Genomic DNA, 16,113 nt, shown 5'->3' on the forward strand with positions numbered 1-16,113 from the left:
TCCCTTTTTTTGCGCTAAGTCAGGTACTCAGCATACGGCAGAACAAGATTATCTGCATCCGGTAATAGGTTTACGTGACACAAACTGCTAAGATCAAGCTTATGTTGGCGATCTGTCATTTCCCCGCTGCCGTAACGTCTTTTTTGATTTTCAGTGAGAGTAATTACCGATTATGGGTTATATCAACAGCAAAAATTATAGTCATGGCGACGCCGATAAAATCGGCGTGTTATTAACCAACTTAGGCACACCAGATGAACCCACGCCTAAAGCTCTGCGTCGTTACCTCAAACAGTTTTTATCGGACCCTCGTGTGGTAGAAGTACCCCGCTTATTATGGTGGTGTATTTTAAATGGCATTATTTTAAATATTCGGCCTCGCCGCTCAGCGAAAGCTTACGCCACTGTATTTACCGAGCAGGGGTCTCCCTTGCTGTTTCATACCGTCAGTCAAACCAAGGCCGTTCAAGCTGCCTTAGCGGCGGCTGGCCAGCATAATGTTGTGGTTGATTATGCCATGCGCTATGGCAATCCCAGTATGGACAGTGCCATTGAGCGCTTGATGGCACAGGGCGTGCGTAAGTTATTGGTACTACCGCTTTATCCTCAATATGCTGCCGCCACTACCGCTTCAACCTTTGATGCGTTAGCCGCTAACTTTACGCAGCGTCGCTGGTTGCCAGATCTGCGATTTATCAGCCATTACCATGATTATCCAGCTTATATCGCAGCCTGTGTTGCACAAATTCAAGCACATTGGCAGCAGCATGGCCAAACCGATCAATTGCTGTTTTCTTATCACGGTATTCCAAAGCGTTATTTGCTTAATGGCGATCCCTATCATTGTGAATGCTACAAGACCTCACGCTTGATCGCCGAACAACTTGGCTTAAGAAAAGATCAGTACATGACCACTTTTCAATCGCGCTTTGGCCGCGAAGAATGGTTAAAACCTTATACCGATGAAACGCTAAAAGCGTTACCGGGTTTAGGTGTGCACAGCGTGCAAGTGTTCTGCCCAGGGTTTGCTGCCGATTGTTTAGAAACGATTGAAGAAATCGCGGAAGAAAACAAAGAGTATTTTGAGCAGGCCGGCGGTGAGCGTTACGAATACATTACCGCACTGAATGACAGCCCTGCGCATATTGAGGCGCTATCACAGCTTATTTTAGATAATTTACAAGGCTGGCAAATTACCGCTGATCCTGACAGACTGGCTCGGGCGCAGCAACTTAACCACGAGGAAGTGAAATAAAGTCACCACTATGTCAGACGAAAAAAGAGTTGAGCCCCGCATTGGTGACGCCCCGTTAGAAGGGCCACCAGTGCTAAAAAGACGGCATTTTGAAAATGTACGCGAAAACCAACGTAAAGTCGTCGCCCCTCGGGTACGTAATTGGAAACCGTTGAAGTGGTTACTTTGGTTGTTAGTCTTACTGCTATTAGCTGGTCTTGTTTACCAAGAAGCACGCACGAGCTTCTTGCAAGCGCGGGTTTTGCATTACCTGGCTACACAATTAACCTTTGAACAAGGCACAGGCCCGGCACCTGCCGAGCAACAACCCATTTATCCAACGGGTGGGCCTTTTGACCAACGGGCTGGCTATAGCCATTTAGCCGATTGGTTAATCAAACTGAATAATAGTGGCTTTAATATTACCAGCCAAAGTCGTTTTTCACCCAGTTTACAGCGCTACACCGATTGGGGCTTGTACCCACCCTATGCCGAAAAAACCCAATGGGGTTTGCAAATTTTCGATTGCCAGCAACAACCGTTATTCAGTTATCAAACACCTGAACTGCAATATGCTCAGTTTAGTGATGTTGCACCGCTGATGTTGCGGATCTTATTGTTCATTGAAAACCGGGATTTATTTCAAGCCGCACCGCTGACTAATCCGGCCATTGACTGGTCTCGTTTGGCCGTTGCCGGCTTAGCACAAGTACAAAAATTAGCCGGACAAGAAGCCGCCGCAGCCGGTGGCAGTACCCTCGCGACACAAATCGAAAAATATCGGCACTCGCCACAAGGTTTTACCTCGGGTTTTGCCGATAAGCTCCGCCAAATGGCATCGGCCAGTATCCGCGCTTATCAACCCGGCTTAGAAACCATGGCGCGACGGATGCAAATCGCCTTAGACTACATAAATACCGTGCCTTTGGCCGCCACACCCCAAGCAGGTGAAATACATGGTATTGCAGATGGTTTAAATGCTTGGTTTGGTGTTGATGCCATGCAAGTCAATCGGTTACTACAAGATGCAGAGCCCACCGCCGCTCATGGCCAAGCGCTGCGTCAGGTTTTAGCCTTGTTTATTGCTCAGCGTCGCCCCAGCTTTTATTTATTGCAAGGCCGCGCCGAGCTGGAAGAGCTGGTAGACAGCCACCTGCGCTTATTACGCCAATTTAATATTCTATCGCCGGCTTGGTATGCCGCAGCAAACGAGCAAACCTTGAATTTTAATCAGCAAGCTCGGCAAACCACACGTAAGTTAGATAAAACGGCCTTGTTAGTGCGAAACCGTGTCGCCGGTTTATTAGACCGTAGTTTATATCAAACCGACCGGCTCGATTTAACGGTGCAAACCACGTTAAACTTGCCACTGCAGGCAAAAATAAATCGCTATTTGCAGCAATTATCACAACTGCCCGCGGCCAATAATGCCGGTATTATTGGTCAACGTTTATTACAAGAAAACCAGATTGGCAACGTTAAATACAGTTTTACACTGTATGAAAGCACGCCGCTGGGCAATAAGCTGCGAGTGCAAACCGATAACCATGCAGAACAACCCTTTGATTTAAATGAGGGCAGCAAGTTAGAGCTGGGCTCAACCGCGAAGTTACGCACCTTAGCCACTTATCTGGAAATGGTAGCCGAGATCCACCAGTTATATGCTGAAGAGTCGCCCCAGCAACTGGCCTTTTTAGATATTGCGCCTCAAGATGAGTTATCACAGTGGGCCATAAACTACCTCATTGCCAATCCTGGTGTATCTTTACTGACCATGCTCAATGCCGCAATGGACCGTGAGTTTTCTGCCGATCCCCGTAGCAGCTTTTTTACCGGTGGGGGCTTACATACCTTTGGTAATTTTCGCCGTGAAGAAGATCGCATGACGCCGACACTGCGCAAAGCCTTGTATGAATCGATTAACCTGCCTTTTGTACGCTTAATGCAAGAGTTGGTGCAATACAGTATTCATCATGGTGAAAGCAGCAGTTATCAGCTATTGAAAAACGATAACGATCCGCGCCGGGATCAATATTTACGCCGTTTTGCCGATCACGAGGGCGTAAAATACCTACAACGTTTCTGGCGTAAATACCACAAGCTGAGCGCCAACGAGCGGTTAGACGTGTTTTTAAATGGTTTGCGGCAAACACCCGACCGCTTAAGTGCCGGCTATCGCTTTATTAACCCCAGCCAAAGCGAAAGTGAATTTATCAGCGCCATGCAGCAGCGTTTTACTGATAACCCACTGACAACGCAACAATGGCGACAGCTTTATAAAAAATACTCGCCCAGCGAGTTTAGCTTACCGGATCAAGCCTATTTAGCTCGCAGCCACCCGTTAGAGTTATGGTTGTTGGCGTACTTACAGCAGCAACCGGCAGCCACCCTAGCCGAAGCCACGACGCTTAGCGCTGATGTGCGGCAGCAAGCCTATCAGTGGTTATTCCGCACGCAGTCGCGTAGTGCCCGGGATAATCGCATTCGCACTATGCTCGAAATCGAGGCATTCTGGGATATTCATCAGCGCTGGCAGCGTATGGGCTATCCGTTTGAGTACTTGGTACCGTCACTGGCTACTGCATTGGGGAGCTCTGGCGATCGACCGGCCGCTTTAGCAGAGCTGATGGGCATTATTCAAAATGGCGGTAAACGACTACCGATGTTCAGAATTGCCGGGGTGCACTTTGCCGCAAATACGCCTTACGATGTGGCTCTAAGTCGCACAGAAGTGCAAATAACACGCGTTATGGCACCCGAAGTTGCTCAGGTATTGCGCGAAAACTTGGCGGGCGTCGTCCAGCTTGGTACAGGGCGGCGCTTATTACCGCATTTTAGCTTAAGTAACTTGCCCGACTTGGCGATTATTGGTGGTAAAACCGGCACAGGTGACAATCGTATCAGTACAGTGAACAGCCGTGGCGAGACCGTTCAGTCACGTGCACTAAACCGCACGGCAACCTTTGCATTTTATCTCAGTGATAATTACTTTGGCGTGATCAGTGTTTATATTCCAGGCAATGCGGCTGACGACTACTCTTTTACTTCGGCGCTACCGCTGCAAGTATTAAACGGTATGTCGCCCTTGCTCATGCCATTATTAAAAGATAATGGCAGCTGCCCGGAATAAACGATTGAGATTGCAACTGACTCAGCGACGTGATTAGAAAAATAAGCAGCGCGAGTAGTGCGAGTGATTTAATGACATACCACTCGCGGGCAGACTAAGCCGCAATCACCTGATTGCGGCCATTGTTCTTCGCTTGATACAACGCCATATCCGCCCGATGTAACCACTGCTCCCAATCTTCATCTGGCGCTAACATGGCCAATCCCGCGGATAAGGTGACCGCTTTGCCATCTGGTAAAGTTAACTGCTGCTCCACTCCTTTGCGGATCTTCTCGGCCAGATGCAACAAATCTGTCGGTTTAATATCACGCAGCAACACAATAAATTCTTCACCGCCAAACCGAAACACGCGATCACTCTGACGAATTAATGACGAAATTAAAGGCACTAAGCGCACCAAGGTTTGATCACCAACTTTATGACCATAGTTGTCATTGATTAATTTAAAGAAATCTAAATCAAACAAAATTAAACCGTAATGACAATTCAGCTTTTGCTTTAACTGCACAGCCAAATCTAACTGGGCATTTAAGGTATGACGATTGCCTGCACCCGTTAAACTGTCGATACTGGCGATATGCTTTAATTCTTTATTCTGTGCCCGGGTGCGATAGGCAAACATAAAAGCGAAAAAACTGCTGATAAAAGCGGTGACTAAAAAAGACATCATTTGATAATGATTAACAAAGACTTGCCCCGGTTTGAGAAAATCAATACCAACCAATAACAAAAGCAATAACAAGGAAAGTAAAATGGCTTCTTTTGCTGAAACTAAAAAGAAGATAAACACCATAAGTGGGTAGACCCAAAATAAGCCATTAACGCCTAAACTGGTACAGATAACAGTTAAACCAATACAAAATATCAGCGCCAAAAACTGACCTGGTCGCACCGTGTCATTGGTGCGCCATGCATACAAAACCGCGATTGAACTGGCTAAAACAATAGATAAATCAGCAATACCCACCAGCATATTGCCTGTTAAGATACGATACACTCCGTAGGGCGTAACGAATAGCAATATCATTAAACCCACTAATGTGATCATAGCAAGATAGAAGTTTTGTTTTAACCTAGCAAGCAAACTGCACCTGTTAACTGTTATTTTTATTTTTATTTTTATTTTTATGTTGATACTATAGAGGCTATCACGTAAAAATGACAAGTTATTACGGTTAAATTATCTTACTCAGGCCATTTACGGCCAAAATGCCTGTTGTAACTCATTAAAGTGAGCGATGCTGTAATCCGCTTGCGGCAAAAAATGTTGATTACTGTCGTTAAGGTACAAACAGGATGCGGCCCCAGCATTGGCGGCAACTTGTAAATCAAACACGTAATCGCCAACATACAGCATCTGCTGGCATGGAACCTGTAAACGCTCGGCAATGATATGAAGGCCTTGCGGGTCCGGTTTGGCCGCACAATCTTCTCGTGTGAGCACTAACTCAATCGGGATTTGTAACCGGGTTAGCACATGCTCGGTGGCTTCGCGCATATTGCGCGTTAAAATGGCCAGTGGCAGCTTTTTCTCTATTAGCGCCAGCAGACAGGCTTCGGCCCCTGGCATCCATTGTGCCGCTGCTGCACCGGCATTTTCATGACGACGAATAATCTGATGAGCTCGGTCAGCTTCTGCACCTGAGCCGAGCGTGGCAATATGCTCAAGTAAGGGTGTGCCATGCGGCCAACCCAGATCATCGCAAATTGCTGCAAAATCTAAGCGTGAATCTATCAAGGTACCGTCTAAATCAAAAACCACTGCTTTAATATGAGCCAAGTTCATGGCAGCTCCTCTTGTTAATGCCTTCTTAAACGGCTTATTTGCGAAAAAGATCATGCAGCAGTTGCTAAAAAAGCCTGCTATTCGCTAGACTACCCCACCAATTTTAATTGATAGCTTAACAGGACTTCATTATGGGTGCCCAGTGGAAGAACAAGCATAAAGCAGATGCGGCTAATGCCAGAGGCCGTATTTTTACCAAACTTGCCAAAGAGATTATGGTTGCAGCTCGTAACGGGGCCGATCCGGCAATGAATGCCAAATTGCGTTCAGCCATTGAAATTGCGAAAAAAGCATCTATGCCAAAAGAAACCCTAGAGCGTGCCATTAAAAAAGGCGCCGGTTTACTCGATGGCCCAGTGAATTATGAAACAGTGGTATATGAAGGCTTTGCGCCACATCAGGTTCCGGTTATTGTTGAATGTTTAACGGACAACAAAAACCGCAGTGCCATGAGTATGCGTATTTTATTCCGTAAAGGGCAATTAGGAGGCGCGGGCTCGGTATCCTGGGACTTTAAACACTTAGGACAAATTGAAGCCGTAGCCAGTAGTGCCGATGCCGATATGGAGCTGGCCGCGATTGAAGCCGGTGCACAAGATTTTGAAGAAGGTGAAGACGGTGAAGTGATCTTCCTAACTGAACTGACCGATCTTGATTTAGTGGCAAAAGCCCTACCCGACTTTGGTTATGAAGTGCATTCAGCCAAATTAGTCTATCGTGCTAATAACCCGCTGAGCTTAGATGACGAGGCCCGTGCTGAGGTTGAAGCCTTTTTAGATGCTATTGATAATGATGATGACGTACAAAACGTCTACGTCGGTTTAGCCTAATAAATAGGCTGAGCAGTACACCAAAATGTCACTGCTCAGCCCAGCTCGCACATTAATTATACCCCAGTTCAGCACAGCACTCGATATCCAACTCTGCTAACGGCTGCGGCCTTAATTGCTGTTGCTTTTGCCACACTAAACTTAGTGACGTAATGGCTTTCCCTTGCTGCTGTCTATCTACTTGTTGATGCTCTCGCTCGGCAGCATGCGCTTTATGTTGGTTGGCTTTCATGGCTTTTTCCTCATCAATTTATGGCTTTATCGGTTACCCGATATTCTAAGCCTAGTGTAAATAAACTGACTCTGCCCTGAATCAAATCAATAAAATCAATTAATTGCCTTAAAGTGATTAAGCACAGATGCCGTATCCGTCTGATTATTAGTTTAAAAATACATTTATGAGGTGGTCTGAAAAAAGCTAGATAAAAAATAAAACCCAGTAGCAAAGGCTGCTACTGGGGTGAATAAAAGTGGTTAGAGACTATCAAAGAACGCTTGCACCCGTTGACGGGCATCGTCTTCTTCCAGATTGTAGCGCTCTTGCACTAACGCTGTGAGATACTCAGGGTTGTTGCGGGTCAGTTCAAGCTCAGCATAACTGATCTTATCCCACTCACATTTGACCTGTGCTCGCACACTGCTCCATTGGCTTTCGGCAAAGATTGAACTCATCGCATCGTCCTCGCTTATCATGACGCCGCTCAAGAAGTGCTGGCAGCGTCAAGTTAAGTATAGGCGAACTTTGTCAAACCGTGGCTCAGCAGAGGCTAGCAAACGCGTTGAAACTAACCCTTTGCAACTAAAACATCAGATCAATCTAAAGCACTTTCAGCATCTTGATGCCTTTAATATTTTCCAAAAATTAATTGCCAGAAACTGAATTTGCGCTCTTTATGGTACTGCTTTTTTAATTGTTCAATTTGCTGTAAATGCTGTTTTAACTTAGGCAAGTCATCTGCGGTAACCGCGGCTTTAGCCAGCGCCAACTCGGCCAATACCTTGTCTAAGCCTTCGTTGTATACTTCGGCTTTGTCAGAGGGCAGTGGCGCTTGTTTAGCCTGCTGCACCAGCTTCTGTAACTTTTCAACAAAAGGTAAGGCTTCTGCTGTTGTGCTCGCTTCAGAAGCTTGTTTGTGGGCAAAACCCATGGTTTTCATGGTTCGTTCTAAATTAACCGGCTCTTTTGCCAGTAAAGACTGACTGCTTACCGCAAGCAACATTGCTAATAGGGCTGTTTTAATCATGACATTCTCTCAAATCTGATAATACTTTGCAGTATACCTTATTCTGTCAGGCTAATCATGATTGCACCGCCACCCAGTGCAGCAGCAGAGGGTTCGTTTGAAACGTTAAGCGCAAACCTTGGAAAGCTGCCTTGACAGCAGTGTCACGCGCTGGTTGCGGGGCGAGCTTGAAAAAAGAAGCTTGTAGGTTTAATGCCAGTCAGTTAAGCATGACCTGTTTGCTCTAAATCAACCGTTGAAAGCCATGGATGGCCGGAATCGAGCCTCAGGGATGATTCATGGCGTGTTGATGTGAGCAAACTGCGACATGCTAAATACAATTCACTCGCGCAATTTATTCGCGCATAAAGCACTGACCAACCCGTGCAGACTGAACGCAATAACACACTACAATCAGCGCTGATATTGGCATATTGGTCGGATAGTGCTTGTCGACAGCCAAAAAAACTGGTGAGATGAAATTTGGTGTATCCAACAATAAGAGACAACGAATGAAATTTCAATTAAGTGCTATGGCCATACTCTGTAGCACCTTGCTGTTAAGTAGCTGTGCCCAAACCTTGCAAACCACTAATAAACCCTTAACTGAGCTAACCCCCGCCGATCGCGTAGCGCAGCAATATATTATTGTTGATACCCATATCGATGTTCCTTATCGACTCCATAAAAAATGGGAAGATGTGTCAGTTGCCACGGCTAACGGCGAATTTGACTACCCTCGGGCAAAACAAGGGGGGTTAAATGCTCCCTTTATGTCTATTTACATTCCCGCATCCTACGAGCGCACTGGTGGAGGTTACCAACTGGCCAATCAGCTGATTGATAGTATGGAAGCCCTGGTTGCACGCGCCCCGGATAAATTTGTCATGGCCAGTAGCACACAGCAGGTATTAGCACAATTTGGCAGCGGCAAAATTTCTTTAGCCATGGGCATGGAAAATGGCACGCCGATCGAAGGTAAATTAGAAAATTTACAGCATTTCTACCAGCGTGGTGTGCGTTACATCACGCTCGCCCACTCTGAAAGTAATCATATTTCGGACTCGAGTTATGACATCCGTCGCCGCTGGCAAGGCTTAAGCCCATTTGGCAAAGAGCTGATAGTGGCGATGAACAATATCGGTATGATGATTGATATTTCGCACGTATCAGATGATGCCTTTTATCAGGCCGTGGCTATCAGTAAAGTACCGGTAATTGCCTCGCATTCGTCACTGCGCAGCTATACACCTGACTTTGAGCGCAATATGGATGACGATATGTTAAAAGCGCTGGCCAAAAATGGTGGCGTGATCCAAATTAACTTTGGTTCATCCTTCGTTACACGCCAAGCCAATCAATATAACGCCTTACGTAAAGCGGCTGCGCAACAGGCGGGCGTGGAAGATAATCAAGCATTTCGTGAAGCTTACAGCAAAACCCATCCTTATCCGTTTGCAACATTAGACACCGTGCTGGACCATATCGACCATGTGGTAAAGTTAGTGGGTATTAACCATGTGGGTATCGGTTCGGATTACGATGGCGTCGGCGATTCGCTGCCCATCGGTTTAAAAGACGTGGCCAGCTACCCAAACTTGATTGCAGGTTTATTTAAACGCGGTTACAGCGAAGAAGATATCGTGAAAATTTTATCAGGTAACCTGATGCGCGTTTGGGCAGAAGTAGAAGCTTATGCGGCTAAACAAGCCAGCTAACGGTTAACCTAGTCATGATGTCAGGCCCTTGCAACCAAGGGCCTTTTTTATCTGCAACTTGCTACTCGTGCTTACAAATAGGCGCGACTAAACGAGTCTTTCGATTGTTTTAAGTAATCACGCGCTTTACGAGCGTGCGTTTCCCACACTTCTTTGTCGGTTTTTTCAGTAAAGGGGTTTTGTTCAGCCGCTACTGAGCGTTCAAAACGTTCATAGTAGGTCAACATCGCTGAAGTGATCTGGTTAAAATTGTCTTTATAACGCTGCATACCATCGAGTAACTCGGAGGTTTTTAAGACAAAACGGATCAATTCAGTATTGCTACCATCGCTTAAATAACTGCCCGCTTTTAAACTGATGTTGCCGGCCACCGCTGCAACTAGCTTTTGTCGGATCGCTTCATCTTTACTAAGCACCTTACTGATATTCTCTTTGGATGCCACCACACTGGCATGCAATAACGTATCGCGTAAATGCCGGTCGAGATCGCGCCTGAAGTTATCAATATTACGCTGAATGCTTGCTAAATCATTATCTAACGCGGTAACCAGCTGTAATTCACGCTCTAGCTCGGATAAAAAGCGCTCGGCATCCTGATAAATCTTTAAACCGTTTTCCTCAGCAAATTTACGATCCGCTCGGCTTAACCCAGCATTTTGGTAACTGGATCGGTCGAAACTGACTGCTAAAAACGATTTAAACGGCTCTGCAAAAGCCGAATAAGTGCCGGCACTGACCACATTTAACGTAGCCGTCACCAGATCACCAAAGGGTTTAATCATGGAATTTAAACGCGCCTGCTGGATCTTAGAACTGACGCGTTTTGCATCGTTGACGATATTACGAAAACTGGCATAAGACATCGGATTGGACATTTTATTGCGCTCTGAGCTGGCGAGCACTAAAGAGATCCCCGAATGCAAGGCATTAGCATATTCGAGATACTGCCGCTGTACTTCTAACTGTGCCGCATAATTCGTGCCCAGCGAACGAAATGACTCGGCTTGCACTTCAATATTTTTGTCTTTGCGCAGCTGATCCAAAATACCGCTAATAATGCGCTGCTCGTTTTTATGCAGCGCGGTCGCTAATAAGATGCGGCTGGTTTGCAAGTCATCTAATTGTACAAAGCCTTGTTGTGATTCAATATCCAGCCTTAAAAATTTACGCCCAGGGTCATCCACCGAAATGCGGTGCGCTTTGTAGCCTAACTCTCCCGCTTGCTGTTCAATCACGGCAACTGGCTGCCACGCACTGTCTAAGGTGCTTTTTTCTGAGACCAACACTTGAATACGGTAAGAAGTAAACTCCGACTCGGGCAACACCCAAAGCTCAAGCACGCCTTGCTCACCAATCGATTCTCGGCTAAACAACGAGTTACTGCCGGCCTGACAGCGCATCGCGCCCTCACCCGTTCGAGGTTGTTCGTTGGTTAATTGACACTCACCCAGTTGCCGCCAGGTTTTTAAGCTGCTTTGTTCAAAATCACTGCTAAATACGATACCAGCGGTTTGCGCCGCCGCAGAAAACGCAACCATTGCACACAATATTGCCGCAAGCTTACGCATTATCACCTCGAAAGTGTAAGTAAAGGGGTTGGTAGCCAGGACTGATGCTTAAATCGCTGCGAATTCTAGCAGTGCCTTTTGCTCAGCACAATTAGCCACAGCAAGGGCAGTATAAGATATTATCGCACAGTACCAGTAGCAACGCGCTGAAGATACGCTCTGCAAACTGAATAATGGCTGAAGGGACAGCGACATTAGCCGTGTGGGTTTAAACATTAATGCATCTGAAATAAGTACTAAGCATAAACTCACTTAGTACTTTTTTTGATCAGTTTGGCGGATAAGATCACTGTTATCAATAACCAAACAATACCTTTAACCAGCCCTGTTTAAAGATGCTCAATCAAAGTACGTAACGCCGCTTCAGCCATAACTTTAATCTCTGCTCTGTCAGTATCATCACCAACTTCATAGGTGACTGAATGCACGCCAAACTCATCTGCCATATATTGTTTAAACACCCCAGAACCTTGGTTATGACTGGGTCTGTTTTCAATTTTATAAGGCACACGCTCAGCTAATGATGAGAGCCAGTTATTGACTAACTGCGGCTGCGCTAAAGGTTTGCCCTTTGCCGTAACATAATCATGATCCATGGTGTAATAAACATTGCGATTAGTTGAATGGAAATCTAGGGCAAACCGAATAACACCGCCTTCGGCTTCAATGGCTTTTAGTTTGGTGTGTAATGCTTGAGTTTCCGGTTGACTACGATTTTTCCAATCGCGATTCAAATCAAGCCCATTTCGGTTATGCCGCCAATTACCACGATGCACGCCATCAGGATTCATGTTGGGTACTAACAAGATATTGTAGCGCGAGCGAAAAGTGCTAACGGTCGGATCGTCACTCCACAATAAATTATTAAAATGCAGCAGGGCAAGTGCGCCAGTGATCTCTGGCGGGTGTTGCCGGCCGATCAAAATCAGCCAATCTTGGCTGTTGGGCGTACGATGTTCCAGCATGGGTATGGCACGGTTTTCAACCGTTAGACCCAAGGTGCCTATGTGGCCTTGTTCTAGATCAGACAGCCAACGAGTGTAAGTGACGTTGTTAATGATCTCACCGGCCGCAACATAGATTGGTGTTTTCGATGCAGACAACTTAAATTGAATGCTTTGATCGGTTTTACTAAAGGCAACCGGAGCCCAAACCTGCTGATCAAGACTAACCTTAGGGCTATAGCGTGCAGGACCGTTATGTGTCATTAAGGTTATGGTTATCGGTTTGGGCTGTGCCTCAACACCAATCACTTTAAAGGCATACCAAGGACTGGGGTTAATAGGCAGATTTTCCGGTTTTAGGTGCAGTGTAAAACTGTCCACACCGGTTTGCTGACAACCATCCAATCGCCCCATGGGGAAATCGCTGGTGAAACTAACCGAACTGAAGACACAGCTTGCTGTGGCCTTGGCCACAGCAGCTGTTGTATCTTCAATTTTTGCCCAGCTCGCGCTGCTAAACAGCAGCGCAACAACAAAAATTGATCTTAGTGGCATTAAAAACTCCATGACCAGTTTGCATAGATGTAACGTCCACGGTTACTATGAATATCTGAAAAATAACCGAAACTTTCATCTGCAATTGGTGGATCACGGTCAGTTAAATTACGCACACCCAGGCGCAAACGGCTGCCATCCAAATACCCGTCTTTAAACCGATACTCACCATAAGCATCTGTGGTGGTCCAACTGGGAATAGGAAGTGGATCGCCTGCTGCACTGGTGGCGGAAGTGTCATAAAAATCACTAATGTAGTTAACACGAACGCCGGCGCTCCACTGCGCTAAACGCCAATCAATCGCAGCAAACATCCGTAATTCCGGATTTCCGTCCATTTGCACTAAATCACCGGTACCCGGCACAATAATATCAGCCGGTACGGCAGGATTTCCGGCAGCTTGTGCGGCAAGCACGATTGTGCTGATGGGATCTGGCATTTGTTTAAACGAGTTCAACTTCGCCGCATTCACTTTGAAATCAAAACGGCCAAAATCAGTGCTCAGTTTATAACTGACACTCACATCAAGACCACTGATCTCACGCACATCTAAATTGCTGTAGGTGTTTTGCACAAAAACCACACGATTATCTATAGGATCACGCACAACGGCTGTGTTAGAAGAACCTTCTGAGCGTAATAATGAATCATATAATAAATGCGTTTGACTGTTTAAAATGCCTACTACGCCCTCTTGCTCGATATCCCACCAATCAACCGTGATCAATAAATCGTCCACGGGTGCCAGCGCAAAGCCGTAACTATAGGTTTTATCGTCTTCTGGTTGCAGAGTGACATTTCCGCCACGCACTTCCTCAACACCATAACTCGCATTGGTTACCGGATCGCGTCTTGTGTTTGAACGCACCACGCCATCTTCAAATACTTGCGGTAAATTAGGTGCACGAAAACCACCAGAATAAGCAGCTCGCAGCTGTAACCACTCTTGTGGTGCCCAAGCTAAAGCTATTTTCGGTTTGGTTACATTACCGACATCATTAAAACGCTCATGCCGCAATGCCAACTGCATACTTAAGCTGTCAGCAAGGGGTACCAACAATTCAGAATAAAGAGAAACTACATTACGACTACCACTGGCATCGGGCGTAGAACTACTGCCGAGGGCATCAGAATCGGAGCCCACCAGCCCAGTAAACGCATCCACAAAGGGTTGGCTGCCATCCAAAGTAGGATCGCGATCATCAGCGTAGCTTTCATAACGGTATTCAACACCTGCAGCAATACCAATATCACCGGCATACCATGAAAATAATGCTGGATTAGAGACTTTAAAGTCCCACAAGGCTAATTCGCTGGTGCTTTCACGATAAACATCACGCACTATGCCAGCAATAACACTGGCACTGTTGCCAACACTAAAACCGGTATTCGGATTAGCCGGATCGCCGCCTAAAAAAGGATTGTAGGCTAAACTGGGATCAGTTTGATTCAAGGCAGCACTAAAAGCTGAAGTACTGATCCGGTTGTAATCCATATCAAGGGTATTCGCCCGAGAATACAACACGGCGCTGTCCCAATCCCATAAACCTACCGCACCGCGTAAACCCGTTAATACGCGATAGCTGGTATCTGTCACTTCAATACGTCTTGGACCTGCATCGACTGGACGGTAGTTACGCAATTCAACCGTCTCATTAAAAGGGTTAAACGCCGCATCGGCACCAATCATGATACGCTGTGCCGTCAGGTTGGCATTTTGCTCACGACGACGCTCTGACTCTGCTCGATAATATAAAGCTTCAGCGTAAAACTCGGTAGTATCATTCAGTTCATGTGTGAAATAACCAAATAAATTAAGGCGATCAACCGAAGACGTCATGCTTTGGTCTTCAATAGCCGGATCATAATAAAGATCACGCGATTGCGTACCGCGATCAGCACACACATTATTCGCTAACTGCACATCACAACCTGACATGGTATTAGGTTGAATATGAAAGGTACCCAGCGATGAGCTAAAAAAAGTGCCCCAAGGTGATGCTATCAAGCGATTATCCAATGCCGTGCGGCCGATAAACTCTTCAGGAATACCAGGAGCATTACGACGGTCCTGATTTGCTGAATAAACACGTTCATCTGCCCCCATTGCACCGCGACTATAATAAGCCGCAGAGAGCGCTAAGTAGCTTTTATCATCATTAAAGCGCATACCAGTAGAACCATTAACGGTAATTTGGTCTAGGCTGGTGCCCTCAGACTTACCATAACTAAAATTAATGGTACTGTTTTCAACATCGTCTTTCAGTACATAGTTTATAACACCTGCAACCGCATCTGTGCCGTAAATCGCTGCGGCACCGTCGCGTAACACTTCAACCCGTCGCAAGCCAGCCACAGGCAAAGTATTCGAGTTAACCGTAGTAACAGGTACGAAATTCTCGGTTTGTGTGCCAGGGTGTAATACCAGGCGCCGACCATTTAACAGCGTCAGAGTATTGCCAGTGCCAATACCACGTAAGTTAATCGACGCAACATCGCCGCGTGCATCATTGACACCACCGACGGTGCGTTCATTATTGAAGCTAATATCACCGATCTGCGGAATTGATCGCAGTAATTCATCACCCGTCACCGCACCGGTATTAAGAATGTCTTCTGCATTTAAAATAGTGACTGGTAGGTTACCCGCCGCTTTTGCGCCACGAATATTGGAGCCAACCACCTGAATACGTTCCACAGACTTGCTGGAAGACTCACCCTCAGCATTTTGTAGTTGTTGTTGGAAGTTATTTTGTAGCCGATTGCCATTATCAGTACTTGCACTGATTACATAAATGGCTGGCCCAGTGGCCGTAGCCTGTAAACCTGTGCCTTGTAACAGGGCTGTTAAAGCTTGATTTACACTGAGTTCACCCGACACTGCAGGCGAATTCAAATCTTGTGTACTTTCCGATGCAAACATAATTTGCACCCCTGCGGTTTCAGCGAGCTCCAGTAAAGCCGAACTGGTTCGCTGGGCAGGAATATTAAACGTTATGGTTTTTTCTTGGCTTGCCACACCCGCAGTTTGGGCGGTAGCTAAGGGCACTGCGGCAATATTGGCACCCAGCGCAATTAATGTGCAGCACGCTAAATAGCTAAGACGGTATTTCAGCATAATTGT

The 16,113-nt window shown here is 46.2% G+C and carries 12 protein-coding genes; 4 read left to right on the forward strand and 8 right to left on the reverse strand.

Annotated elements, in window-relative coordinates:
• The first annotated feature begins 172 nt into the window (after positions 1–172).
• Both hemH and ACUJFK_RS12390 read left to right on the forward strand, forming a co-directional pair.
• A complete protein-coding gene (hemH, locus tag ACUJFK_RS12385; RefSeq protein ID WP_445425058.1) occupies positions 173–1,255 on the forward strand; it encodes a ferrochelatase in 1,083 nt (360 codons plus the stop codon).
• Positions 1,256–1,265: 10 nt separating this feature from the next.
• Positions 1,266–4,364, forward strand: a complete 3,099-nt coding sequence (locus ACUJFK_RS12390) for a transglycosylase domain-containing protein (RefSeq protein WP_445425059.1) — start codon at positions 1,266–1,268, stop codon at positions 4,362–4,364.
• A 94-nt stretch (positions 4,365–4,458) separates the two neighbouring features.
• Here the strand turns inward: ACUJFK_RS12390 and ACUJFK_RS12395 are convergent, their stop codons facing one another.
• Both ACUJFK_RS12395 and ACUJFK_RS12400 read right to left on the reverse strand, forming a co-directional pair.
• Positions 4,459–5,448, reverse strand: a complete 990-nt coding sequence (locus ACUJFK_RS12395; RefSeq protein WP_445425060.1) for a GGDEF domain-containing protein — start codon at positions 5,446–5,448, stop codon at positions 4,459–4,461.
• Positions 5,449–5,562: 114 nt separating this feature from the next.
• Positions 5,563–6,150 (reverse strand): HAD family hydrolase, encoded by a 588-nt coding sequence (locus ACUJFK_RS12400; protein WP_445425061.1) that lies wholly within the window; start codon positions 6,148–6,150, stop codon positions 5,563–5,565.
• Positions 6,151–6,281: 131 nt separating this feature from the next.
• Between ACUJFK_RS12400 and ACUJFK_RS12405 the strand changes: the two genes are divergently transcribed.
• Positions 6,282–6,980 (forward strand): YebC/PmpR family DNA-binding transcriptional regulator, encoded by a 699-nt coding sequence (locus ACUJFK_RS12405; protein WP_226750218.1) that lies wholly within the window; start codon positions 6,282–6,284, stop codon positions 6,978–6,980.
• 52 nt (positions 6,981–7,032) lie between these two features.
• On the opposite strand, the gene ACUJFK_RS12410 is transcribed toward ACUJFK_RS12405, so the two are convergent.
• The 3 genes from ACUJFK_RS12410 to ACUJFK_RS12420 all read right to left on the reverse strand — a co-directional run bounded on the left by ACUJFK_RS12410 (position 7,033) and on the right by ACUJFK_RS12420 (position 8,224).
• Positions 7,033–7,212: a hypothetical protein gene (locus tag ACUJFK_RS12410; protein WP_445425062.1), complete on the reverse strand. Its 180-nt coding sequence runs from the start codon at positions 7,210–7,212 to the stop codon at positions 7,033–7,035.
• A gap of 242 nt (positions 7,213–7,454) precedes the next feature.
• Positions 7,455–7,652, reverse strand: a complete 198-nt coding sequence (locus ACUJFK_RS12415; RefSeq protein ID WP_226750220.1) for a general stress protein CsbD — start codon at positions 7,650–7,652, stop codon at positions 7,455–7,457.
• Positions 7,653–7,825: 173 nt separating this feature from the next.
• Positions 7,826–8,224, reverse strand: a complete 399-nt coding sequence (locus tag ACUJFK_RS12420) for a cytochrome b562 (RefSeq protein ID WP_226750221.1) — start codon at positions 8,222–8,224, stop codon at positions 7,826–7,828.
• A 491-nt stretch (positions 8,225–8,715) separates the two neighbouring features.
• Between ACUJFK_RS12420 and ACUJFK_RS12425 the strand changes: the two genes are divergently transcribed.
• Positions 8,716–9,921: a dipeptidase gene (locus tag ACUJFK_RS12425; protein WP_445425063.1), complete on the forward strand. Its 1,206-nt coding sequence runs from the start codon at positions 8,716–8,718 to the stop codon at positions 9,919–9,921.
• A gap of 71 nt (positions 9,922–9,992) precedes the next feature.
• Here ACUJFK_RS12425 and bdpA read toward each other — a convergent pair whose 3' ends face one another.
• The 3 genes from bdpA to ACUJFK_RS12440 all read right to left on the reverse strand — a co-directional run bounded on the left by bdpA (position 9,993) and on the right by ACUJFK_RS12440 (position 16,107).
• Entirely contained in the window at positions 9,993–11,489 is a 1,497-nt protein-coding gene (gene bdpA, locus ACUJFK_RS12430; protein ID WP_445425064.1) for a BAR domain-like protein A BdpA, read from the reverse strand.
• Positions 11,490–11,818: 329 nt separating this feature from the next.
• The gene (locus ACUJFK_RS12435) at positions 11,819–12,988 is read right to left on the reverse strand and encodes a M14 family metallopeptidase (protein WP_445425065.1); all 1,170 of its coding nucleotides are present in this window, start codon (positions 12,986–12,988) and stop codon (positions 11,819–11,821) included.
• Positions 12,988–16,107 carry a TonB-dependent receptor gene (locus tag ACUJFK_RS12440; RefSeq protein WP_445425066.1) on the reverse strand — a complete coding sequence of 1,040 codons (3,120 nt, stop codon included), beginning with the start codon at positions 16,105–16,107 and terminating at the stop codon, positions 12,988–12,990. Before ACUJFK_RS12440 ends, ACUJFK_RS12435 begins: the two co-directional genes overlap by 1 nt.
• Positions 16,108–16,113 lie beyond the last annotated feature (6 nt).

The organism is Alishewanella sp. HL-SH06, assembly GCF_052656265.1.